Raw genomic sequence first — 23710 nt, forward strand, 5'->3', positions numbered from 1 at the left:
GAGTCATGGTATGAACAAAATCGTCGGAATCGTCCTGCAGTCCTTTTTATGGGTTTATTTCGTGATTTCCGTATATCCGTTAATTTGGATGGTCTTCTATTCGTTGAAAAACAACGATGAAATCTTCGTAACCAATCCTTTCGGAATACCGACGCACTTCAGATTCGAGAATTACGTGAATGCCTGGAATAAATTCAGTGTCCCCACCTATATCGCCAATAGTATGGTTGTCTCTACGATTACGACGATCGGTGTTGTCCTCTTCGCCGTCATGTTTGCATATGCAATTGCCAGGCTTCGGTGGAAATTTCGAGAAGCGGTGCGGATTTACATGATTATCGGCATGTTTATTCCGATTCAAGTCATCATCATTCCCTTGGCGATTATCGTGAAAGATTTTCACTTGACGAATACTTACGGCGCTTTATTGATCCCTTACGTGGCGTTCGGGCTGCCCTTTGCGTCGATGATATTTTACGGCTTCCTGCGAGGGATTCCGCAAGAGCTGGAAGAATCGGCTTGTATGGATGGCGCCTCGATTTATCTCGCTTTCTTTCGCATAATTCTGCCGATCCTCACTCCGGCAGTCGCAACCATTGTTATTCTTCAGTTTATGGGGACGTGGAATGAGTTTTTTTTGGCGTCGATATTGATTACAAAAGAACAATTTATGACCTTGCCGATTGGGCTCATCTATTTTCAAGGCCTTCATGCGACCGACTGGGGCGGAATGGGCGCTGTCATGACGATCGCGAGCTTGCCGATGGTCGTGTTATACCTGATCTTCACCGAACAAGTAGAAAGCGCTTTGACGGTCAGTTCTGCTGTGAAGGGTTGAATAGATAAATTCGCAGTATTAATCAAAAATACGATATTAGGAGGCAATTTATGTCGAGAAGGTTTTTTGGCAAATTGTTACTGTAACTTATGCTCTTGACTCTCGTGTTCGCGTCGGGGTGGCCGGTCGGAAATCAGGTTTACGGTGAGTCGGGTACTGTTTATTACGATGACATAAGTGTTCAGTCAGAATTACCTTAAAAACCTTAAAAAAAGAAGCAACATGTGTACAGTGTGAACAATTAGCTCAAATGAGGACAATTCTGAATAAATAAAGCGGCTCCGCCTCGCGGAGTCGCTTTATTATGATCAGCTTCATCGAGCACAAAAGTTCCCCCAATCGGGTTAAGCTCAAAGAAAATTCAACCACTTTTGTGCCGTTATAGTGAACTATGCTTTGCCAATAATATTGTCATAGAACCGTTTCGAATTTTCGAAAAAAGCATGGATTGAATCTTTGATTCGTTTCTCATCCTTGGAATGAATAGCAAGCATCAACGAACTACGTATTTCAGTGCTGCTTTCGATCGCTCCGGGTACCTTCAATAGCTTCAAACTTGTTTCTCTACGTAAATGAACAACGGTTTGCATCAATTTGGCATAAATGCGATTGCCGCAAATTTCTCCCATGTAAATATCAAACTGATCTAATAGATCTAAAAACTCAGCTGGATTATGCTCATTTTTTGCTTGGACAAGCGCATCAAGAATCAGGAGAAGATGATCTTGTTCATCTTGTGTTGCTCTACCCGCAGCAAGGAGATATACCTCGGATTCGATTAGTTTTCGAGCGGCATACACTTCATCCAAGTTATGAATTTCGCTATAAAACATCCAAGTAATCGTTTCAGGTGAAAAAGGGGCTTGTTGTTCGTTTACGAAGCTGCCTTCACCTGCTTTTATGGTAAGCAAACCGACAAGAGACAAAGCGCGAAGTGCTTCACGAACGCGGCCCCGAGTCACCTTGAATTTATCAGCAAGATCTCTTTCATTTGGGAGTTGATCACCAGGCTTAAGTTGGCCTGAAGTAATGATACCGGCAATTTGCTCCATAATTTGCTCAGTAACGGTAACTTTTTTGACTGCTTTTATATCTAACATTCGGTAGGACCTCCAATAAATCATGTTTAAATCATTCGTAATAGTTAAACTATACTGAAAATGATTGAGGGTAACAAGGTTTTATGATATTGTAATGATAATGGTACTCTGGTAGTACCAATGAAGATGGAGAGGTTTAAACTATGACTAAGAAGCTTCGTGGTATTACTTGGAACCATACAAGAGGTTATGTTTCAGTTGTAGCTGCTTCGCAACGATATATGGAGCTGCATACAGATGTGGAAATTACGTGGGATAAACGTTCACTACAGCATTTTGCGGATTATCCGATTCAAATGTTAGCCGAGCAATACGATTTATTAATTATTGACCATCCATGGGCTGGGTTTGCTGCTGATAAAAACATTTTGGTTCCATTGGATCAGGTGCTTCCACGCAAGTTTATGGCCGATCAAGCCGTAAATTCAGTAGGTAAATCACACCTAAGCTATAATTTTGACGGTTATCAAAGTGCTTTAGCTGTTGATGCAGCAACGCCTGTAGCATCATATCGACCGGATTTATTTGCAAATGATGGACTTAATTTGCCAGCAACGTGGGAAGACTTAGTTGGGTTAGCTAAGCGAGGTAAGGTTGCTTTTGCTGGAATTCCCATTGATACGCTTATGAATTTTTATATGCTTTGTTACACGCAAGGCGAAGAGCCATTTTTCAATATAGAAAGTGTTGTCAGTACAGATATGGGGCTTAAGGTGCTGGATCAGCTTCGAGAACTTACGAATTACTGCACAAAGGAAATGTTAGATTGGAATCCAATTAAGGTTATGGAAGCAATGTCTACGCGTGATGATCTTTATTATTGTCCTTTTGCTTACGGATATTCTAATTATGCCAGACGAGGTTACTCCAAATATGCGGTGCGTTCTACTGACATGGTGTCTATCGGGGGTCATGGAAAACTAAGATCAACCTTAGGCGGAACGGGGCTCGCTATTTCAGTCAACTGCATGCAAATGGATGATGCATTAAGCTTTGCAATGTTTACAGCTAGTGCTGATATCCAAAAAACAATTTATTTCGAGAGCGGCGGTCAGCCAGGACACAGAGATGCATGGTTGGATGAAGAGGTTAACCGTCAAACACAAAATTATTACAAAGACACTTTGCCTGCATTGGACCGCGCTTATATGCGTCCTCGTTACAGCGGATATTTTCATTTTCAAGATCATGCAGGTGATTTAGTCCGAGATTATATTCGTCATGGCGGTAATCCAAAAGAAGTATTGGCAAGGATGGATATTTTATATCGTGAATCACTAAAGGAGAATCTTTGATGAAACCTCTTGAAGGACTTTTAGTACTGGATTTCAGTCAATATCTTTCCGGACCATCTGCTGCACTGCGTCTTGCGGATCTTGGCGCGCGAGTGGTTAAGATAGAAAGGCCTGAAACCGGTGACTCTTGCCGCCAATTGTCCTTAAATAACTTATTATCGGATGGTGATAGCGTATTATTCCATACGATCAACCGAAATAAGGAAAGCTATCAAGCGAATTTAAAAGACCCCGAAGATCTCATTAAAATAAAAAAGTTAATTGAACATGCGGACGTAATGATAGAAAATTTCCGCCCAGGAACGATGGAAAAACTAGGTTTAGATTATGAAAGTGTGAAACTAATCAATCCGAAAATAGTCTATGGCAGTGTTAGCGGATATGGGAAAGAAGGACCTTGGAAAGGAAAGCCAGGTCAAGATTTGTTAATCCAATCGTTATCCGGCTTAGCTTGGCTCAATGGAAATGCGGATCAACCTCCGGTTCCTTTTGCACTTGCTGCAGTAGATTTATTTACAGGTGCACATTTAGTTCAAGGCATTCTTGCTTGTCTTGTACGTCGTGGGAGCACAGGTATTGGCGGGCTGGTGGAAGTTAGTCTGCTCGAATCGATTTTGGATTTTCAGTTTGAGGTATTGACCACGCATCTGAATGATGGCGGACAACTTCCTGTGCGTAGCTCCTTAAATAACGCGCATGCCTATTTAGGGGCTCCATACGGAATTTATGAAACGGCGGATGGGTATCTTGCGCTTGCCATGGGCTCGATTATCCGGGTTGGGGAACTCCTGGAATGTGATGCATTAGTGACATATAGCGATCCGAAAACCTGGTTCACGCACCGAGATGAAATCAAGAGTATCTTAGTAACTCACCTTAAGACGCGAACAACACAAGCATGGCTTGCGGTACTTGAACCTGCTGATTATTGGTGCGCAGATGTTTATACATGGGATCGATTGCTTGAACATGATGGATTTAAAACGCTGAACATGATTCAGGAAATCACTAGACCCGGATCCCCTAGCCTACGAATGACACGATGTCCGATTCGGATTAACGAAGCCCTACTTGAATCAGACAAATGGGCCCCGCGTATCGGTGAAGATAACGAAAGATTGGATAAAGAATTTCTTCTGAGCGAATTGAGCCTATAGGGAGTGACAGCATGACAATAACTACTACGTACAAACCGCTGGATGGTATTCTCGTACTGGACTTCAGTCAGTTCCTCTCCGGACCTTCTGCTGCTTTGCGATTAGCCGATCTCGGTGCAAGGGTGATCAAAATCGAGCGTTCCGGAACAGGTGATATATGTCGAACTTTATATATTTCCAATATGGAGTTGGACGGAGATAGCACGTTATTTCATTCCATTAATCGGAATAAAGAAAGCTTCGCGGTAGATTTGAAAAATCCGGATGAACTTGAAATCGTTAAAACCTTAATTCGTAAAGCGGATGTACTTATTGAAAACTTTCGACCGGGCGTTATGGAACGGCTTGGACTGGATTACAAGCGAGTTAATGAAATAAACCCTACACTCATCTATGGTGAAATTACAGGTTATGGCCACGAAGGTCCATGGCGCGACAGACCCGGGCAGGATTTGCTCGTACAATCGTTAACTGGTCTCGCATGGCTTAACGGTGATGCAGGCCAGCCCCCTATGCCATTTGGTTTAGCTGTTGCAGATATGATGGCAGGCGCACAACTTGTGCAAGGTATTTTAGCTTGCTTAGTGCGACGTGGAGTTACTAATGAAGGGTCTTTCGTTCAAGCAAGTTTGCTTGAGGCTACACTGGATTTTCAATTCGAAGTGCTGACAACGTATTTGAACGATGGCGGAAAGCTTCCCGAAAGAAGCGGCATTCATAATGCGCATGCTTATTTGAGGGCCCCTTACGGTATCTACAAGACCAAAGATGGCTTTGTCGCACTGGCAATGGGGTCCGTTCTAGAACTTGGTAAGCTGCTTGAATGTAAAGCTTTATTGACCTATACCGATCCAAATGAATGGGCAACTAAGCGAGATGAAATTAAGCGAATCCTTGCGGAGCATCTAGAGAACGAATCAACACAGCAATGGCTATCCGTCCTTGAACGCGCAGATTATTGGTGTGCTGACGTGATGTCATGGGATAAGTTATTGCTGCACGAAGGATTCCTATTATTAAACATGACACAACAGGTCACTCGTAATAATGGCACAAGCCTCTTAACTACAAGGTGCCCGATCCGAATAGACGGGCAAATTTTCACATCATCCATAGGCTCACCGAAGCTCGGTGCGGATAATAACTCAATCATGAAGGAGCTGGTAGGAAATGACTGAAATTAAAAATGTTAACCGTCCACATCAAGATATCCCTTTGTTTAATACGGAAGATTGGATGTATGAGGAGTTTGAGGTAGGTAAAAAGATTCGTTCCATGCGCCGTACGCTATCAGAAGGGGAGAGTATGCAATTTAACGCTTTAGTGATGGATATGCACCCGTACGTAGCTGACGAAATCTTTGCCAAAGAAGAAGGCATTTTTCAGCGTAGATTAGTTGCCGGGGCTTTTGTGTTCAGCGTAGGTCTAGGATTGATGGCACATAACAACATTCATACTTTTAGCTATGGTTATGATAAGCTTCGTTTCATTAAACCCGTATTTATCGGAGACACCATCTACACGGTGCGTACGCATTTGGAGAAGCGTCCTAAGTACAAAGAGTTAGGGTTAGTCAAAGTCAGTTACGAAGTGTATAAAAATGAAGGCGAGCTCGTCCTCTATTGTGAACATTTACAAACGGTAAAGTACCGAAATCCGGAACAATGGCAAGATCAAATCGAAAAAAAGGGATGATGAGAGATGAGAATCGATGCCCATCAGCATTTTTGGAATTTGGATAAAGTTGCCTACCCGTGGCTAGTACCTGCATATGGACCTTTATATCGCACAATTGAAGCAGCTGAGCTCGAACCGCTAATTAAAGCGGCTGGGATCGATAAAACGGTCCTCGTACAAGCGATGGATTCATATGAAGATACCGATTATATGCTTGAAACCGCTGCCGTGCATGATTGGGTAGGGGGTGTAGTAGGCTGGGTACCGCTGAATAAACCGCACGAAGCTGCGAAGAAGCTAGAGCTGTATACAAAAAATCCTTTATTTAAAGGCGTCCGCCATCTGATTCATGAGGAGCAAGATCCAGATTGGGTCGTGCAGGATGATGTCATTGAGGGATTGAAGGTGTTGGCATTATTTGGATTGAGTTTTGATGTCGTGGCCGTTTTACCAAGACATCTAGAGCATGTATCGACACTTGCTGAAAAAGTACCTAATCTAAAAATCGTCATTGATCATTTGGCAAAACCGCCAATTAAGGATGGGCTGATGGAGCCTTGGGCAAGTCAGATGAAGAAAGCGGCTTCTTACACGAATGTATATGCCAAATTATCTGGGCTTAATACGGCTGCAGATTGGGAAAACTGGACGGCAACAGATATTAAACCATATATAGATTTTGCTTTCCAGATATTCGGAGCGGAACGTCTCATGTTCGGCAGTGATTGGCCTGTAGCGAATTTGGCCGGTGATTACGCTAAAGTATGGAATGAAACAAACAAAGCGCTAGAAGTTCGCTCGAAAGCCGAAATTGATGCTGTGCTTGGACATACAGCTGCACAATTTTATCGATTATAAAAGATGAATGGAGAATAATAAAATGATCCAGACTCTATTTTTCGAGGATTATGAAGTAGGCTCTTCACGGATGACCTTAGGTAGAACGATTACCGAAACAGATATTGTTATGCACGCGGGTCAAACGGGTGATTTTTTCCCGCATCATATGGATGCCGAATGGTGTAAAACGCAGGATTTTGGAGAGCGCATCGCTCATGGCACTCTCATATTTAGTGTAGGGATCGGAATGTCTGCCGGCGTAATGAATCCAGAGGCATTCTCGTATGGTTACGATCGGCTTCGGTTTGTTAAACCTGTGCATATCGGGGATACGATTCGTGTTCGCACTACAATTTCTACCAAAGAAGAATATCTGAAGCGTCCAGCTTACGGACTCGTAACCGAACAGGTAGAAGTACTCAATCAACAGAATCAAGTAGTCCTGGCTTGCGCTCACTTATTGTTGGTGAAGAAGAAATAGGCGAAGGGGTGATCACTATGGAACTGAAGCAAAGTGCTTTGCTAGATCTAGATTTAGACTACAAACCCAAGGTACCTCGGAATAAAAGCAAGGGAATCGGTATTGTTGGTGCAGGCGCTATTGTTCAAGCCTGCCATCTGCCCGCCTATCGGATGGGTGGTCTGAACGTTGTCGGGATTTATGACACTAATCGCGCTCATGCAGAAAAAGTCGCAGGTGAATTTGGACTCAAAAACATATTCGGAACACTAGACGAGTTATTGGATCATCCCGAAATCGAAATTGTTGATATTGCCATCCCTGCTAAATTTCAACTTGAAGTGGTAGAGCGTGCAGCAGCTAAAGGCAAACATGTACTTTGTCAAAAGCCGCTTAGCGAATCGTATGCAGATGCCAAACGTATTGTGGAAGCATGCGAGTCAGCGGGTATTAAAGGAGCCGTTAATCAGCAATTGCGCTGGGCACCGGGTATTCGCGCTAGCCGTACAATCATTCAAAGAGGTTGGTTAGGGCAGGTTACACAAGCCACGATTCAAGTAAATGTGAATACAGATTGGTCACTTTGGCCATGGATTACGAAAATTGATCATCCGGAGTTGATGTATCACAGCATCCATTATATTGATGCCATTCGCTCCCTATTGGGAACGCCAGAATACGTTTACGCTGACGGAGCCAAATTTCCAGATCAAGTATGTAAAGGTGAAACTCGCACGTTGATCCATATGAAATTTCCTGGGGAAGTGACAAGAGGACTCATTCACGACAATCATAACAATATTGCTGGACAAGATGATTGGTATGCTACCTTTCGTTTTGAGGGAACTGAAGGCGTGATCAAAGGTACCAATGGGGCTTTGTATAATTACCCAATCGGCCAGAAAGATACATTGAGCTTTACTTCTCGACAGATCGATCCAGCCTACTGGTTTACACCGGAACTTGAAGGCAGATGGTTTCCGGATGCATTTTTAGGCACGATGGGAGAATTATTGTGTGCCATTGAAGAAGAGCGCGAGCCGGAAAATAGTGTTCAAGATAATTTGCTGACGCTGCAGACGTTGTTTGCTGCTTATCGGTCGATGGAAGAAAATCGCCCAATTTGGCTCAAGGAAATTGATTTAGAGAAATCGTTTTTTAATTAATTCTTACACCACTACCATATTATACGACATGTAATTTGTGCGAAAAACCAGTTTAGCAATAACTACTGCTGACTGGTTTTTTCATATATGACGTCATATGTAAAGTTTTATTTATGTGTAAAAAATGGTGTCAATTATGTTTCGGTATATAATTGATTGATCGAGTCGATCGAGTCATTCTCCAATTCGCTACTGTGATATTCAATCGGTGAGGGAGGCCCCAGAGGGAGCATGCTCGGAGGAGTCGGGCTTGCCATATCCGCGGGCACCGGGCATGCCGACCTGGCGGCACAATTTCTCGAGATCGGCCGACAGGCATTTCAACGCACAGCCTTTTTCTTGAATGGGGGGCAGCCAGGGCACCGTAACGTCTGGCTGGATTCAGAGGTCAACCGGATGTCCAATGGCTTTTTTGCTCAGACACAGCGTACGCTTGACATGGGCTCCATGCGGCCCAGATTCGACGGGTATATCGCATTTCAGGGCAGGCGGGCACTTTAACAGGAGGTATGCAGGATAAAAATGGATATATATATCTTAAATTATTGCTATATCCTTCCGTCCAACTCAATTATAAAATGAAAATTGTAAACAGGATAAAAAAGAAGCAGACGAAAGGGGTTTACCAATGAACATTCGGAAAACAAGCGAATTGTTGGCCTTGACGCTTGTAGTAGCGTTGACCACCTCAGCATGTAGTCAGAGTGACAATAAGGCAACCACGTCAACAGCATCAAAACCTTTTGCAGGTCAAAAACTATCTATTTTTGCTCTAAACCATCAATGGACGGATTCGATAAAAGCTGCGCTACCTCAATTTGAAGAGTCAACGGGGATGAAAGTAGACGTGCAGGCGTTTGCTGAGGACCAATTGCAGCAAAAGCTTGCGGTTCAGTTTACTTCGAATTCGGAAACACCTGACATATTTATGTCCCGCCCTTATATGGATAAAATATTGTTCTATAAAAACGGCTGGACAACACCGCTGGATAGTTACGTGAAGAAAAATGCCAGCTACGATTTCAACGATTTTTCCAAGGCGGCAATAGATGCATCCAGCATAGACGGCAAGCTCATGTATATCCCTATATTTACGGATCAGTTTGTTCTGTATTACCGGAAAGACATCCTGCAGAAAAACAATATACCGATTCCGAAAACATTGACTGAATTGGAAGCGGCGGCCAAGAAGCTGCATGACCCTGGGAAAGATTTCTACGGTATTGTCGGCCGGGGGCAACGCAACGCCCTGGTTACCGCCGTAGCCTCGTTCGTCTTCTCCGAAGGAGGCGACTTTATGAAAGGCGATAAGGCAGCTGTCAACACGCCAGAAGCGATACGCGGGTTCCAGATTTACGCGAATCTGCTTAAAAACTATGGTCCCCAAGGAACGCTGAATATGAGCTGGCCTCAAGCAGCAGGGTTATTTGCACAGGGCAAATCGGCATTTTATGCGGAAACAGCTTCCATTTACAAAAATACAACGGACCCAGAGAAGTCGCTGGTCAAAGATAATGTCGGTTTCGCTGTATTTCCAGCGGGATCCGCCGGGGCCAAACCTTACAGCATCGCAGCATGGTCGCTGGCGATGAATCCGAAAGCGAAAAATAAAGATGCGGCTTGGGCATTTATGGAATGGGCCAGCAGTAAAGAGAATGTGCTCAAGATCCAACGCAGCGGTGTGTCGGGAGCCCGGAATTCGGTATGGGCGATGAAGGAAGGCACCGAGACTTATCCGCCAGATCTGGCTGCAGCCATTCAGGAAACCATGAAGATCGGCGTCGGTTATAACGTACCGCAGGTCATTAGTGTCGGTGAAGCGCGGGATGCCATCGGAAGCATAGCGGTTAAAGCCATGCTTGGCGAAGATATTAAAGCTGCTGCGGATCAAGCGAATCGCGAATTCCAAGCCATTATTGATAAAGATAAAACGAAGTAACCACCAATCAATTGAACGAGGGCAAGCCTTAGATCGCTCTTAGGCTTGCTATTTTATTAAAAAGGAGTCGGTATGGTGTTAATGAATTGGTTAGATCGTCATCTTAGATGGGTGTTTACTTTACCGGCTGTTCTTTTTATTGGATTGATGGTTGCTTTTCCGATCATTTATACGGTCAAGATCAGTTTGTATGAATGGAGCATGTCAGCCATTTCGCCGCCCAAATGGGTGGCACTCGATAATTATACGTCTCTTTTGGCTAATGCTAAATTTTGGAATTCGGTTCGACTTACCTTTTATCACACCTCCGTCAGCATGGTTTTGGAAACGGTGTTAGGAGTAGCCGTCGCTTTGTTATTCTCCAGATCTTTCGCCGGACAGAAGGTCGTCAAGACGATCATGATGCTTCCCATGGTCGCAACGCCTGTATCCATCGGGTTGGTCTGGCTGCTGATCTATGAGCCTTCTATCGGTCTGGCAAACCAAATGATGCGAAAAGTCGGCTTGCCGACGAACGAGTGGCTTGCCTCGATCACGCAAGTGATCCCTTCGCTCATCGTCATTGACGTTTGGGAGTGGACGCCGTTGATCGCATTGATTGTGATCGCGGGGCTTGCCACGCTTCCTTCGGACCCGTATGAATCGGCCGATGTGGATGGAGCTTCTTCGCTGCAGAAACTAGTTCATATCACACTGCCGCTGCTCATGCCGACCATATTAACAGCCGTCATTCTGCGAATGATTGACTTGCTTAAAACCTTCGATACCATCTACGCGACGACCCAGGGCGGACCTAATTTTGCTTCGCAGACACTTAACTTGATGATCTTCGATTTGGCGTTCGTTAATTTTAAGTTAGGCTCCGCGTCGGCCCTGCTGATTATGTTCTTTCTCCTCATCATGCTCATGATCCTGTTACTAATGGCGATTCGGAAAAGGCTGGGTGGACTCCAATGAGGCAATCGACTGTGGTGCGTATAAACTTTACGCTTGTGAATATCCTGGTACTTCTGTTTTTTCTGTTCCCTTTCTTATGGATGCTGTCCGCCTCATTTAAAATGCAAGTTCAGGTGTTATCCTCACAGCACTTGTTTATGTTTACACCGACGGTTAAAAACTATATCACCGTATTTAAAGAATACGACTACTTGAAATACATTATAAACAGCTTCTCCGTAGCCACCGTTTCTACCGCCGGGTCGCTTCTGCTTGGACTGCCGGCCGCATACGCCATTGCCAGATACCGGATGCAATATTTTGCAGTGACCATCCTGATCGCCAAAATTATTCCGGGTATTACCTACTTGGTTCCTTGGTATATCCTGTTCAATAAGCTCCATCTGGTGGATACGTACACGGGCCTTGTGCTTAGCCATATGGTGATCGGTCTGCCTTTTATCATGTGGGTCATGCTTCCTTTTTTTGAGACGTTTCCGAAGGAAGTGGAAGAGTCCTCGTGGATCGACGGAAACTCCAAAATCCGCACCTTTTTCCAGATGGTTCTGCCAGTTTCCATGCCAGGCATAGTGACATCGTCGCTGCTGGCGTTCATTTTCTCATGGAACAACTTTATGTTCTCGCTGATTTTAGCAGGGGAAAAAACAAAGCCGCTTCCGATTGCCGTGTTCAACTTCATCTCCGGCAACGCCATCAACTGGGGGGCATTAATGGCAGCGGCTTGCATAATCACGCTTCCGGTCGTAGTGATCGCCTTATTTGCGCAAAAATATATCGTTAGCGGATTATCGGCAGGAGCCGTGAAAGGATAGTTAACGTTACAGACGAGACGGAAGCTATAGTGAAAATTTAATGCCAGGCGCCTCCAAAGAGATCGTCCTGGATTGCTTCGAGACTTACCGCGTGAAATAAGCTCATTGTGCTCCCATCGTTTCACTTGTTCAAGTATAATAGATTCACAAGGAATGAGGAGCGTTGGGTATGAAGCACAGGTGGAATACATTTAGTAAAATGGTTTTGCTGATTGTCTTATTATTGATGCCGATCGGGTTGATATATAGTTACACGAACCATACTTCCGTTAAAGTCATCGAACAAGAACTACTTGAGAAGAGCTTGAAGCGGCTTTCCTTCCTAACAAGCCAGATGGATAATATCGTAGACCAGCTTACCATTTCATCGATTATTGTAAGCAGAGACGCTTCGATAAATGCGCCGGGGGCTCTTGGAAGCAGCTCCGATGCGTTTAAACAGTTGGAACTGCAAGAGGAAATTGTCCAAAAATTAAATTTGCTGAGCGCCTCCAGCAGGTGGGACAATCGGTTAATCATCTACTTGCCGAAGGCCAAGCAGGTACTGTCGAACGATTATAAGACCGTCTACAACGACGAATATGTAAAGAATCTATCGACCAGGTTCTGGCAGTACCATCCCGATCCTACTGGGGGCAATGCCTACTTCACTAAGGCGGTCATGAGTCCGCTTCTTGTGAATAAAGGCTTGTTGGAAGCCGAATCCGTGGTTGAGGTTCAGTTTACCGAGAGCAACCTGGTTCGGGTGCTGAAGGATTATCAATATGACGGTAGGTCCAATCCATTTTTTTATAAGCCGCTATTCGAACCGATTATGGATAAAACGGGCGATTCCAGTGTAACACAGCAAATCATCGCCATATTAAACCGGGAACCGCTTGATGAAGACGGTCATCGTATTGTTGAAATTAATCACGAACAATATATGGTGTACTACGTGCGTTCGAAAAGCCTGGGCTGGCATGTCGTTGATTATTTGCCGCTTAAAGAAGTGCTTGCTCCGATCACCAAGAGCCGAAATTGGTTTTACGCGACGATTGTCTTGATGCTGTTGATCAGCCTCTTGGCTACCGTATTTCTGTACAGGCAGGTCCAACTCCCGATCCAATTGCTGCTGCGAGGGGTTATGAAGCTGCAGACGGGATCGTTCTCCCATCGAATTAATTATCATCCGAGGAATGAGTTTGATTATTTGTTTAACCGATTTAATGAAATGGCGGAGGAAATCCAACGACTGCTCGAAAATGTATACGTGGAAAACATCCGGTTTCGAGACGCTAAATTGAAGCATTTACAATCGCAGATTAATCCGCATTTTTTGTCCAACTGCATGTTTTTCATTAAAAATATGATCGCCATCGACGATAAACAGGCTGCCACCTCTATGGTTTTGAATTTGTCGGAATATTTTCGTTACATCACGATGCTGGAGCATACGCTTACAACCCTTCGCGAGGAATTGAAGCTGATTGAAAATTATTTAACGATCCAAAATTTGCGTATGGAACGATTTCATTACGAAATCGATATTCCGGAGGAAATGCTTGACCTGCAAATTCCAAGACTGATGGTTCAGCCTATCATTGAAAATACAATTATCCATGGGATCGAGAAAAAGGAGCAATACGGAATCATTATTATTTCCGGCGAGTGGTCCGAAGGTGTCTGCCGCATCCATATCGATGATAATGGGGTAGGGCTTTCTGATCAGCAGTTAATTGAGCTGGAACAAAAGATGTCAAGTCCGCATGATCAGGAAGCTGGATGCGGGTTATGGAACGTTCACCAAAGGCTTGCCTATCAGTTTGATCAACAATCTGGCCTTATGTTTTCGCATTCTACGCTCGGAGGACTGAGAGTTGCTATCCAGTGGAATGTTTGAGCAGAGTAGGCACCAAAGGAGGAGGATGTTGACAACATGCTGGAATTACTTTTAGTAGACGATGAGATGAGTGTAGTAGAGACCTTGGCTGTCACCATTCCTTGGGCAGAGATAGGGATTGGAACGATACATAAAGCTTATTCGGCTTCGGAAGCGCTCGACATTGTCAATATTCATCCGATTGATATTGCGATAACCGATATCGGAATGCCTGGAATGGACGGGCTTGAGCTAACAAGAAGCATCTATAAGCATTGGAAGCATATCAAATGCATTTTGCTTACGGCACATGCGGACTTCAAATATGCCCAGACTGCGATCAAGAACAACATTTGCGATTATTTGCTAAAGCCGGTAAGCGACAAGGAATTAATTGAGAGAGTGTCTTCGGTTGTTCAAACGATTCGAACAGAACGGGAAAGCAATAACGCCTATCAACGGGCGATGAAAGCGATGCGCGATCATTTGCCTCGACTTCGAGGGGAGCTTCTGTACGATCTGCTTCAGGGAAAACGGGTATCTACAGAAAAGTTGGTTGAAAAAATTCATTTGCTCGAAGTGCCGGTTCAGGTAAATGACAGTATAGTCATGATCATGATCCGGTTCAAGGATCAATTCTCTGACTTAGATCCGTTTGAAATGTCCTTGATGGAGTTCGCGATCGTGAATATGGCGCAGGAAACGTTGGAGGAGTATTTTAACGTTTGGTTCTGCAAGGATGTGCATGAATATCTCGTGCTGGCCGTGACTCCCAAGTCTTCAGATGATCCGCAGTCTCATGTGAATCGGCTTACGCAACAGCTGCAAAGGAACATTGAGCATTTTTTGAAAAAGAAGGTGTCCATCCTTCTGGGACAATGGGGTGTATTTCCAGAGGACATCACCAAATTATATAACCACATGCTCCAAATTTTCAGTATGAGACTGGGCCAAGAGAAGGACCTGCCGGTTTATATTATGGACGATTCAGAGGTTCCCGAGGTCAGAACCCTGTTAAGTCTTTATGAGCCTCCTGCGCTCCTGCACTTAATGGAAGCCGGACATTGGGAAGTTGCCTCGTTAAAGATCTCCAGTATTATAGAAGAACTGGAAGCGGATTGGAGCGATTCTTCGGAGCACATGTTGGAAGCTTTTTTTGCTTTTTTTGCAGCCTTTTCTTATCTTGCTCACAAGAATGGTAAGAAGCTAGCAGACTTGATCGATGATGACTACGTGCGAGGAAAAGAATTAATACCTGCCAAAACAGTGAAGCATTTAACCGATTGGACCTTGAGAGTATTCGAGAAATTCAAGCAACAAGCCGTGAATGAACATCGCAGCGCCAGAATGGTTGCCGTGAAGGAGGCACAAAAATTTATTTTGTCTCATCTCTCGGGCGATATTTCTTTGCAAACCATTTCAGAGCATCTGCAGATGCATCCTGCTTATTTATCCCGGATTTATAAATTGGAGACAGGTGAAAATCTGAGTGATTACATCACAAGGTTGAAAATGGAATATTCACAGCGATTGCTCAAGCACAGCTCTAAAAAAATTTATGAAGTGGCGATTGAAGCGGGCTATCAAAATCCGCATTATTTCATAAAATTGTTCAAAAAGCATTATGGCTTGACCCCGCAAGAATACCGAAATTCGACAGTATAGGAGTGTTGGGAGTAGTAGCATTGCATTAAGGTAACACGTGCTATGAAGCTAGACGAGAAGATGAATGCAATCCCTCCGACCGCATCCCAGATTTACAAGCATGAAACCCTTGATATATTTACGTTGATTCGTGTTCACATCGTCAAAAGGTTGTGTACAACAAGCAACGCGCTCATAAATTTGAATTGAATTTCATCAAAGTAAAAGTAATAAATGCTAAATAAAAAATAACCCCATTCTTTTTTGAGGATGGGGTTATTAATCTTTAAATACTTCTTTAATAATAACTTTCGCTTTCTTCACATCACGTATATTATGCCTCAAGAGGATATCTACAATTTCCTGAATTTCCTCTTCTTTTTCACTTAATTTGGTTTTGATATTTTTAGAATAACTGAATAACTCGTGGACTTCGATATCTAACGCATCTGCGATCTTTGCTAAATTAAGCATGGAGATATTTTTCTCAGCTCTTTCAATACCACTGATATAAGAGAAATGGAACCCTGCTATTTCACCTAGTTGCTCTTGGAAAAGCCCTTTTTCCTTACGATAATCCCTTATCCGAGATCCAATATATTTCAAAATGTGATCAGACATTTATACACCTCTTATATGAAGTGTAGACAAAGAAAAAAAGAAGAGACATACGTTGTTTTATATCAAAACTTGTAATGATATTCATATGTATCAAATCTATTGGTTGAGTCAATAATATTACAAGATAGATTAATAGATTTAAGATAGAGAGGTGAAGAAAAATGATTTTAGAAAAATTACTACCGCTGGATACTGCTAGGAAAACTAGTGAGGGAATTAATTACAACGGTCAGATTTACACGACTCCGATTGCAATTAAGGAGCTTAGCTGGGTCTAACGGTAATATTTAATTTATAATGAAACAAAATAAACGGAGCCACGCGGGTTTGCGGGCTCCGTTTTACATTTAATTATGAAACATCACATTTATTTTTTTTTTTTTTTTGTGGTGTCAGAATTATTGAGAAATTTATTAAAATCGATGAGAGAGCAATTTCAAAATTGTTGAGAAATTGTGTGGTGTCATATTTATTGAGAAAATTTTCAGAATTTGTGAGAACGTAATTTCAAAATTGATGAGAAATATACAATTATGCATGAATATACATTTAAAATATTTAGGGTTGATATAAGAAAAATAAGGCATGGGCTACTGAAGAAATGGAGCAAATGTTGTACGTCTGCTTATGACGATAAGCGAGCAGACCGGGGGCAAAAAAGGATTGACTATTGTATAGCCGGTTATGTTCGGCTTCTCAGCCGGTAGCTCGGCGTTCGTCCTTCCGAGGAACTAATTCACTTATACGATTCGTTGGTGAGAGGGTTCGCCGACAGAAAACAAATAATTTAGTCAGTTAAAAAAACCGCGAAGGCTTGATGCTACGCGTTTTTTTTCTAGTTATGGACATTTCTTTCATTATTCTTTTATTTGGCTTTAGTAAACTTATAAAAGTGATGATTTGAAATTTATTAAAGCTAAGAGGGGTAAAACAACGATAAAGCTGATTCCAAAAACGTATATGTTAGTCTATAGTTCTACGGTTTATGGTGTATTTTGCGGTGAAAGCGAGTTTGCTCATGTAGAAGGAGATCCGCGAAACGGGTTCAAACTTTTTGTCATGTGAAGGTTGTCACGAAATACGGCGAGTACATATCGTTACAAAGGCAATTTTTTACGGCTCTTGGCAAGGTTGGACATAAGAAAAATTAATTTTGATTTATTATTGATGGGAGCGAGTTGTAAATGAATCGAAAAGCAAAGCAGACTTATCGTAAATTAGTAAGTATCATACTGGGAATGCTGATTTTTTTGTCAGGCGTACCCTACATGGGCGCGCCAATGGTTGCCCAAGCGACGGCTGAACAATGGGTCGATGTAGGCTCCGCCGGTGTTACGCAATCTAGTGGAGGTAATACAATGATAACCATCGATAACAGCGGCACGCCCTATGTTGCGTTTAGTAATGGGGGTAATCCAGCCGTCAAGAAATATAACGGAAGCGCGTGGGTGAATGTAGGCTCCCTCGGTTTTGGTGGTTCAATTAATATAAGTATAGCCATCGACAGCAGCGGTACGCCCTATGTTGCGTTTGGGGATGGGGGTTACAGCCAAAAAGCAACCGTCAAGAAATATAACGGAAGCTCGTGGGTAAATGTAGGCTCCGCCGGTTTTTCGGCAGGTGTTGCAAATTATACTAGTATAGCCATCGACAGCAGCGGCACGCCCTATGTTGTGTATAGTGATGGGAGTAATAGCAATAAAGCAACCGTCATGAAATATGACGGAAGCTCGTGGGTGAATGTAGGCTCCGCCGGTTTTTCGGCAGGTGTTGCAAGTAATACAAGTATGGCCATCGACAGCAGCGGCACGCCCTATGTTGTGTATTGGGATGCGGGTAACAGCTATAAAGCAACCGTCAAGAAATATAACGGAAGCGCGTGGGTGAATGTAGGCTCCGCCGGTGTTTCGGCAGGTAATGCAGATTATACAAGGATAGCCATCGACAGCAGCGGCACACTCTATGTTGTGTTTAAGGATTATATTAACAGCGAAAAAGCAACCGTCATGAAATATAACGGAAGCTCGTGGGTGAATGTAGGCTCCGCCGGTTTTTCGGAAGGTCCTGCAAACCAAATTAGTATAGTCATCGACAGCAGCGGCACGCCCTATGTTGTGTATCAGGATTGGGGTAACAATGGTAAAGCAACCGTCATGAAATATAACGGAAGCTCGTGGGTAAATGTAGGCTCCGCCGGTTTTTCGGCAGATCGCGCCGAGTCTACAAGTATAGCCATCGACAGTAGTGGCACGCCCTATGTTGTGTATTCGGATGGGGGTAACAACTATAAAGTACCCGTCAAGAAGTTTACAATGACATGCACGGTGACGTATAACGGCAACTTCGCTGCGTCCGGAAGCGCGCCGACGGACAGCACCATCTATCAGTCGGGATATACGGCCACGGTTCAGGACAACACGGGAGGCCTAGTGAAGACGGGTTACACATTCGCGGGTTGGAACACGAAGGCAGATGGAACCGGAACGGATTACGTGGCAGGTGTCCCGATCACCATAGGTTCAACCGACGTGACACTGTACGCGAAGTGGACGGCGACGAATGCGGCAACGCCGAACATCGGCACGCAGCCGACGGGCGCAACGGTGAATGAAGGCGCAAGCAGCCCGGTCTTGAGCGTAGCAGCAACGGTGAGCGATAGCGGAACGCTGAGCTACCAGTGGTACAGCAACACGACCAGCAGCAATAGCGGCGGCACAGGGATCAGCGGGGCAACGAGCGCATCGTATGCTGCGCCGACGTTAGCGGCGGGAACGATGTACTACTATGTCGTGGTGACGAACACCAACAGCAGCGCGACCGGCAGTCAAACGGCGACGGCGACGAGCAGCGTGGTGTCAGTAACGGTGAACGCGCTGACCAACGCGGCCACGCCGAGCATTGGCACGCAGCCGACGGGAGGCACGGTAAACGAAGGCGCGAGCAGCCCGGCCTTGAGCGTAGCGGCGACGGTGAGCGACAGCGGAACGCTGAGCTACCAGTGGTACAGCAACACGACCAGCAGCAATAGCGGCGGCACAGCGATCAGCGGGGCAACGAGCGCATCGTATGCAGCGCCGACGTTAGCGGTGGGAACGACATACTACTATGTCGTTGTGACGAACACGAACAGCGGCGCGACGGGCAGTCAAACGGCCACGGCGACGAGCAGTGCGGTGTCGGTAACAGTGAACGCGCTGACCAACGCGACAACGCCAAGCATCGATACGCAGCCGACGGGAGCAACGGCGAACGAAGGAGCCAGCAGCCCGAGCTTGAGCGTAGCGGCGACGGTGAGTGACAGCGGAACGCTGAGCTACCAGTGGTACAGCAACGCGGCGAATAGCACGACTGGCGGCACCGCAATTAGCGGCGCAACGAGCGCATCATATGCAGCGCCGACGTTAGCGGCGGGAACGACATACTATTATGTCGTGGTGTCGAACACGAACAGCAGCGCAACGGGCAGCCAAACGGCGACGGCGACGAGCAGTGCGGTGTCGGTAACGGTGAACGCGCTGACGAACGCGGCAACGCCAAGCATCGATACGCAGCCGACGGGAGCAACGGCGAACGAAGGAGCCAGCAGCCCGAGCTTGAGCGTAGCGGCGACGGTGAGCGACAGCGGTACGCTGAGCTACCAGTGGTACAGCAACGCGGCGAATAGCACGACTGGCGGCACCGCAATTAGCGGCGCAACGAGCGCATCATATGCAGCGCCGACGTTAGCGGCGGGAACGACATACTATTATGTCGTAGTGACGAATACGAACAGCAGCGCGACGGGCAGCCAAACGGCGACGGTGGCGAGCAGTATTGCCACGGTAACAGTGAACGCGCTGACCAACGTGGCAACGCCGATCATCGGCACGCAGCCGACGGGAGCAACGGTGAACGAAGGCGCGAGCAGCCCGAGCTTGAGCGTAGCGGCGACGGTAAGCGACAACGGAACGCTAAGCTATCAGTGGTACAGCAACACGACCAGCAGCAATAGCGGCGGCACCGCGATCAGCGGTGAAACAAGCGCATCGTATGCAGCGCCGACGTTAGCGGCGGGAACGACATACTACTATGTCGTAGTGACGAATACGAACAGCAGCGCGACTGGCAGCCAAACGGCCACGGCGACGAGCAGTGCGGCGACGGTAACGGTGAACGCGCTGATCAACGCGGCCACGCCGAGCATTGGCACACAGCCGACGGGAGCAACGGTGAACGAAGGCGCGAGCAGCCCGAGCTTGAGCGTAACGGCGACGGTGAGCGACAGCGGAACGCTGAGCTACCAGTGGTACAGCAACACGACCAGCAGCAATAGCGGCGGCGCAGCGATCAGCGGGGCAACGAGCGCATCGTATGCAGCGCCGACGACAACTGCGGGAACGACATACTATTATGTCGTAGTGACGAATACGAACAGCAGCGCGACGGGCAGCCAAACGGCGACGGTGGCGAGCAGTATTGCCACGGTAACAGTGAACGCGCTGACCAACGTGGCAACGCCGATCATCGGCACGCAGCCGACGGGAGCAACGGTGAACGAAGGCGCGAGCAGCCCGAGCTTGAGCGTAGCGGCGACGGTAAGCGACAACGGAACGCTAAGCTATCAGTGGTACAGCAACACGACCAGCAGCAATAGCGGCGGCACCGCGATCAGCGGTGAAACAAGCGCATCGTACGCAGTACCAACAGCAACAGCGGGAACGACATACTACTATGTCGTAGTGACGAATACGAACAGCAGCGCGACTGGCAGCCAAACGGCCACGGCGACGAGCAGTGCGGCGACGGTAACGGTGAACGCGCTGACCAACGCGGCCACGCCGAGCATTGGCACACAGCCGACGGGAGCAACGGTGAACGAAGGCGCGAGCAGCCCGAGCTTGAGCGTAACGGCGACGGTGAGCGACAGCGGAACGCTGAGCTACCAGTGGTACAGCAACACGACCAGCAGCAATAGCGGCGGCGCAGCGATCAGCGGAGCAACGAGCGCATCGTATGCAGCGCCGACGTTAGCGACGGGAACGACGTACTACTACGTCGTGGTGACGAACACGAACAGCGGTGCGACGGGCAGCCAAACGGCCACGGTAACAAGCAACGTAGCCAAGTTGACCATAAATGCGGCAAATTCTTCAGCACCTACGGGGCTTACAGCAATAGCTGGGAATGGGCAAGTTGCGTTAACTTGGAACGGTGTATCTGAAACAGTCACCTACAGTGTCTATAAGGGAACAGCTTCCGGCTCCTATGGCTTAACCCCCATAGCGACAGTGAGCGGCGTGACATACAGCTACACGGCAACGGGCCTGACGAACGGCACGACCTATTACTTCGCGGTAAAGGCGAGCAACGCAAGAGGAAACAGCGGCTACTCCAACGAAGTCATCGCAACACCTCAAGCCGCAATACCGAGCGTATCCAGTAATGCGAATCTGAGCAGCATGGCAGTATCAGGACTAACGTTGAGTTCATCGTTTGATACGAGGACATTTTCCTACACAGCGAGCGTGGGGAATGGTGTAACGTTGGTGACAGTGACGCCAACAATATCGGATAGCAACGCGACAGTGAAAGTGAACGGAACGGCAGTGACGAGCGGTCAAGCGTCGGGGGCGATCAGCCTGAACGTGGGTAACAATCCGATCACCATGGCAGTGACGGCTCAAGATGGAAAGACCACGCAGACCTACACCGTGATCGTGACTAGAGCCGAAGCGATAACGGCCAGTTCTACTGCACCGATTCAGGTGACGACTAAACCTGTATCCATTACCGTCGCAGAGAGTGTAACGAATGCCGAGATTGCGGTCGCAACGACAACGGCAGGATCGAACAAAGAAGCGACGCTCCCGTTAGTGGAAGTACAAGCGGCTACAACTCTGGGCAATGTGAGTGTAACGATTCCAGACGGAACGAAAATTACAGCTCCCGCCAATTGGGATGGCGCGATCAAGCTGCCGCAAGTGCAAAGCAACAGCAGCGTAACGGTCAATAGCGGCAACGTGAGCGCCGTCATTGAAGTCGGATCGACGGATGTATCGTTAACGTTCGATAAGGCGGTGCGTTTGCTCTTCCCGAACCAAAAGGGCAAACAGGTCGGTTTTGTACGAAATGGCGTATTTACCGAGATCACGGGCACGGTATCCGCAGACACCCAAGCAGCGGCAGACAGCGAAATTGCCGCAAGCGGAGACGCCAAAATGACGGTTGGAAGCGACCTTGTCATTTGGACGAAACACTTTACCAAATTTGTCAGCTACACGCAAGTCGATACTACGAGCACAAGCGGAACCAGCGGTGGAGGCGGCGGTGCCGCAACCAATTACGCAACGATTACGGCTGCCAGCGGCGGAACGGCAACGCTGAACGGAGTTACCATCGAAGTTCCGGCTGGAGCGATGGCTAGCAACATTCAAGTTACGGTAGATAAAGTGAACGACATCTCGATCCTGCCCGTAGACAGCACTTTGCAATTGATCAGCGAGGTGTACGAGATCAAGAAAGACAAGGATGGCGACTTTAGCAAGCCGGTCGTTATTACACTACCTTTCGACAAGACGAAGGCGGACTTTGCGAAGTCGACGGCAGGCGTATATTGGCTGAACGAACAAACCCATAAATGGGTGCCATTGGAAATCGTGAAAGTCGACGAAGCGAACGGGACGGCATCTGGATCGGTGAGCCATTTTACGAAATTTGCCGTTCTGGTAACGGATAAAGCGAAGACCGTACAGCCGCAAACGAACGAAGCGGACTTTGCCGATATCAAAGGACATTGGTCCGAAGCGAACGTGCGGGAACTGGTGAAGCTCGGCGCGATTAACGGCTATGCGGACAACACGTTTAAGCCAAATGCGAACATCACAAGAGCGGAATTCGTGACTGTCATCGTCAAAGCGTTCCATCTTGGGGCGCAAGACGGCAAAACCTTTGTCGATACGGAAACCCACTGGGCCAAGAGCGCTATTGCGACTGCCGCAGAGTCAGGCATTGTTGCAGGGTATAGCGACAACAGCTTCGGACCGGACGATCTCATTACCCGCGAGCAAATGGCAGCGATCGTCGTTCACGCCGCCAAGTTGGCTGCGATGGATAAGAGCATCAACTTCCCGGACAGCGCCGATATATCCGACTGGGCGCGAACGGCTATTGCAACGGCGACAGCCAAAGGCTTGATCAACGGTTATGGAGACGGCACAGTGAAACCGAAAGTGAACACGACCCGAGCTGAAGCGGTCACGGTCATTCTTAGAGCTTTACAGGCGAAACCGTAGTGGTTCTGATGTGGGGCTGCTATCACGGAGCGCCAAATTAATCTCAGATTAACGCATGAAAAAGGGACTATC

Annotated in this window: 16 protein-coding genes; 14 read left to right on the forward strand and 2 right to left on the reverse strand. The window is 46.5% G+C overall.

The features are described from left to right. The first annotated feature begins 10 nt into the window (after window positions 1-10). Window positions 11-838, forward strand: coding sequence for a carbohydrate ABC transporter permease (locus QFZ77_RS15665; RefSeq protein ID WP_307440914.1), 828 nt, complete (start codon window positions 11-13; stop codon window positions 836-838). Between the two features lie 389 nt (window positions 839-1227). Here QFZ77_RS15665 and QFZ77_RS15670 read toward each other — a convergent pair whose 3' ends face one another. Next, window positions 1228-1938 carry a FadR/GntR family transcriptional regulator gene (locus QFZ77_RS15670; protein WP_307440915.1) on the reverse strand — a complete coding sequence of 237 codons (711 nt, stop codon included), beginning with the start codon at window positions 1936-1938 and terminating at the stop codon, window positions 1228-1230. Between the two features lie 143 nt (window positions 1939-2081). On the opposite strand from QFZ77_RS15670, the gene QFZ77_RS15675 reads away from it, so the two are divergent. The 12 genes from QFZ77_RS15675 (at window position 2082) to QFZ77_RS15730 (ending at window position 15767) form a co-directional block, all read left to right on the forward strand. Further along, the gene (locus QFZ77_RS15675) at window positions 2082-3233 is read left to right on the forward strand and encodes an ABC transporter substrate-binding protein (protein ID WP_307440916.1); all 1152 of its coding nucleotides are present in this window, start codon (window positions 2082-2084) and stop codon (window positions 3231-3233) included. Beyond that, complete coding sequence (locus QFZ77_RS15680) at window positions 3233-4390, forward strand: CaiB/BaiF CoA transferase family protein (RefSeq protein ID WP_307440917.1); 1158 nt, start codon at window positions 3233-3235, stop codon at window positions 4388-4390. The genes QFZ77_RS15675 and QFZ77_RS15680 overlap by 1 nt, the downstream gene beginning before the upstream one ends. Before the next feature lie 11 nt (window positions 4391-4401). After that, on the forward strand, window positions 4402-5568 hold the full coding sequence (locus QFZ77_RS15685) for a CaiB/BaiF CoA transferase family protein (protein ID WP_307440918.1): 1167 nt from the start codon (window positions 4402-4404) through the stop codon (window positions 5566-5568). Further along, window positions 5561-6085, forward strand: a complete 525-nt coding sequence (locus QFZ77_RS15690; protein ID WP_307440919.1) for a MaoC family dehydratase — start codon at window positions 5561-5563, stop codon at window positions 6083-6085. The genes QFZ77_RS15685 and QFZ77_RS15690 overlap by 8 nt, the downstream gene beginning before the upstream one ends. Window positions 6086-6091: 6 nt before the next feature. Next, window positions 6092-6925: an amidohydrolase family protein gene (locus QFZ77_RS15695; RefSeq protein ID WP_307440920.1), complete on the forward strand. Its 834-nt coding sequence runs from the start codon at window positions 6092-6094 to the stop codon at window positions 6923-6925. Window positions 6926-6947: 22 nt separating this feature from the next. After that, window positions 6948-7388 carry a MaoC/PaaZ C-terminal domain-containing protein gene (locus tag QFZ77_RS15700; protein ID WP_307440921.1) on the forward strand — a complete coding sequence of 147 codons (441 nt, stop codon included), beginning with the start codon at window positions 6948-6950 and terminating at the stop codon, window positions 7386-7388. A 17-nt stretch (window positions 7389-7405) separates the two neighbouring features. Next, a complete protein-coding gene (locus QFZ77_RS15705) occupies window positions 7406-8533 on the forward strand; it encodes a Gfo/Idh/MocA family protein (RefSeq protein WP_307440922.1) in 1128 nt (375 codons plus the stop codon). A gap of 628 nt (window positions 8534-9161) precedes the next feature. Next, complete coding sequence (locus QFZ77_RS15710) at window positions 9162-10472, forward strand: ABC transporter substrate-binding protein (RefSeq protein ID WP_307440923.1); 1311 nt, start codon at window positions 9162-9164, stop codon at window positions 10470-10472. A gap of 81 nt (window positions 10473-10553) precedes the next feature. Next, window positions 10554-11429: a carbohydrate ABC transporter permease gene (locus QFZ77_RS15715; protein ID WP_307440924.1), complete on the forward strand. Its 876-nt coding sequence runs from the start codon at window positions 10554-10556 to the stop codon at window positions 11427-11429. Then, window positions 11426-12241 carry a carbohydrate ABC transporter permease gene (locus QFZ77_RS15720; RefSeq protein ID WP_307440925.1) on the forward strand — a complete coding sequence of 272 codons (816 nt, stop codon included), beginning with the start codon at window positions 11426-11428 and terminating at the stop codon, window positions 12239-12241. Before QFZ77_RS15715 ends, QFZ77_RS15720 begins: the two co-directional genes overlap by 4 nt. A gap of 169 nt (window positions 12242-12410) precedes the next feature. Then, on the forward strand, window positions 12411-14123 hold the full coding sequence (locus QFZ77_RS15725) for a sensor histidine kinase (protein WP_307440926.1): 1713 nt from the start codon (window positions 12411-12413) through the stop codon (window positions 14121-14123). Window positions 14124-14159: 36 nt separating this feature from the next. Continuing rightward, window positions 14160-15767: a response regulator transcription factor gene (locus tag QFZ77_RS15730; RefSeq protein WP_307440927.1), complete on the forward strand. Its 1608-nt coding sequence runs from the start codon at window positions 14160-14162 to the stop codon at window positions 15765-15767. A gap of 258 nt (window positions 15768-16025) precedes the next feature. Here the strand turns inward: QFZ77_RS15730 and QFZ77_RS15735 are convergent, their stop codons facing one another. Further along, a complete protein-coding gene (locus QFZ77_RS15735; RefSeq protein WP_307440928.1) occupies window positions 16026-16367 on the reverse strand; it encodes a helix-turn-helix domain-containing protein in 342 nt (113 codons plus the stop codon). A gap of 1184 nt (window positions 16368-17551) precedes the next feature. Between QFZ77_RS15735 and QFZ77_RS15740 the strand changes: the two genes are divergently transcribed. Further along, window positions 17552-23638, forward strand: coding sequence for an S-layer homology domain-containing protein (locus QFZ77_RS15740; RefSeq protein WP_307440929.1), 6087 nt, complete (start codon window positions 17552-17554; stop codon window positions 23636-23638). The last annotated feature ends 72 nt before the right edge of the window (window positions 23639-23710 follow it).

It is taken from the genome of Paenibacillus sp. V4I3, from assembly GCF_030817215.1.
In the GTDB taxonomy this organism is placed as follows: Bacteria; Bacillota; Bacilli; order Paenibacillales; family NBRC-103111; genus Paenibacillus_E.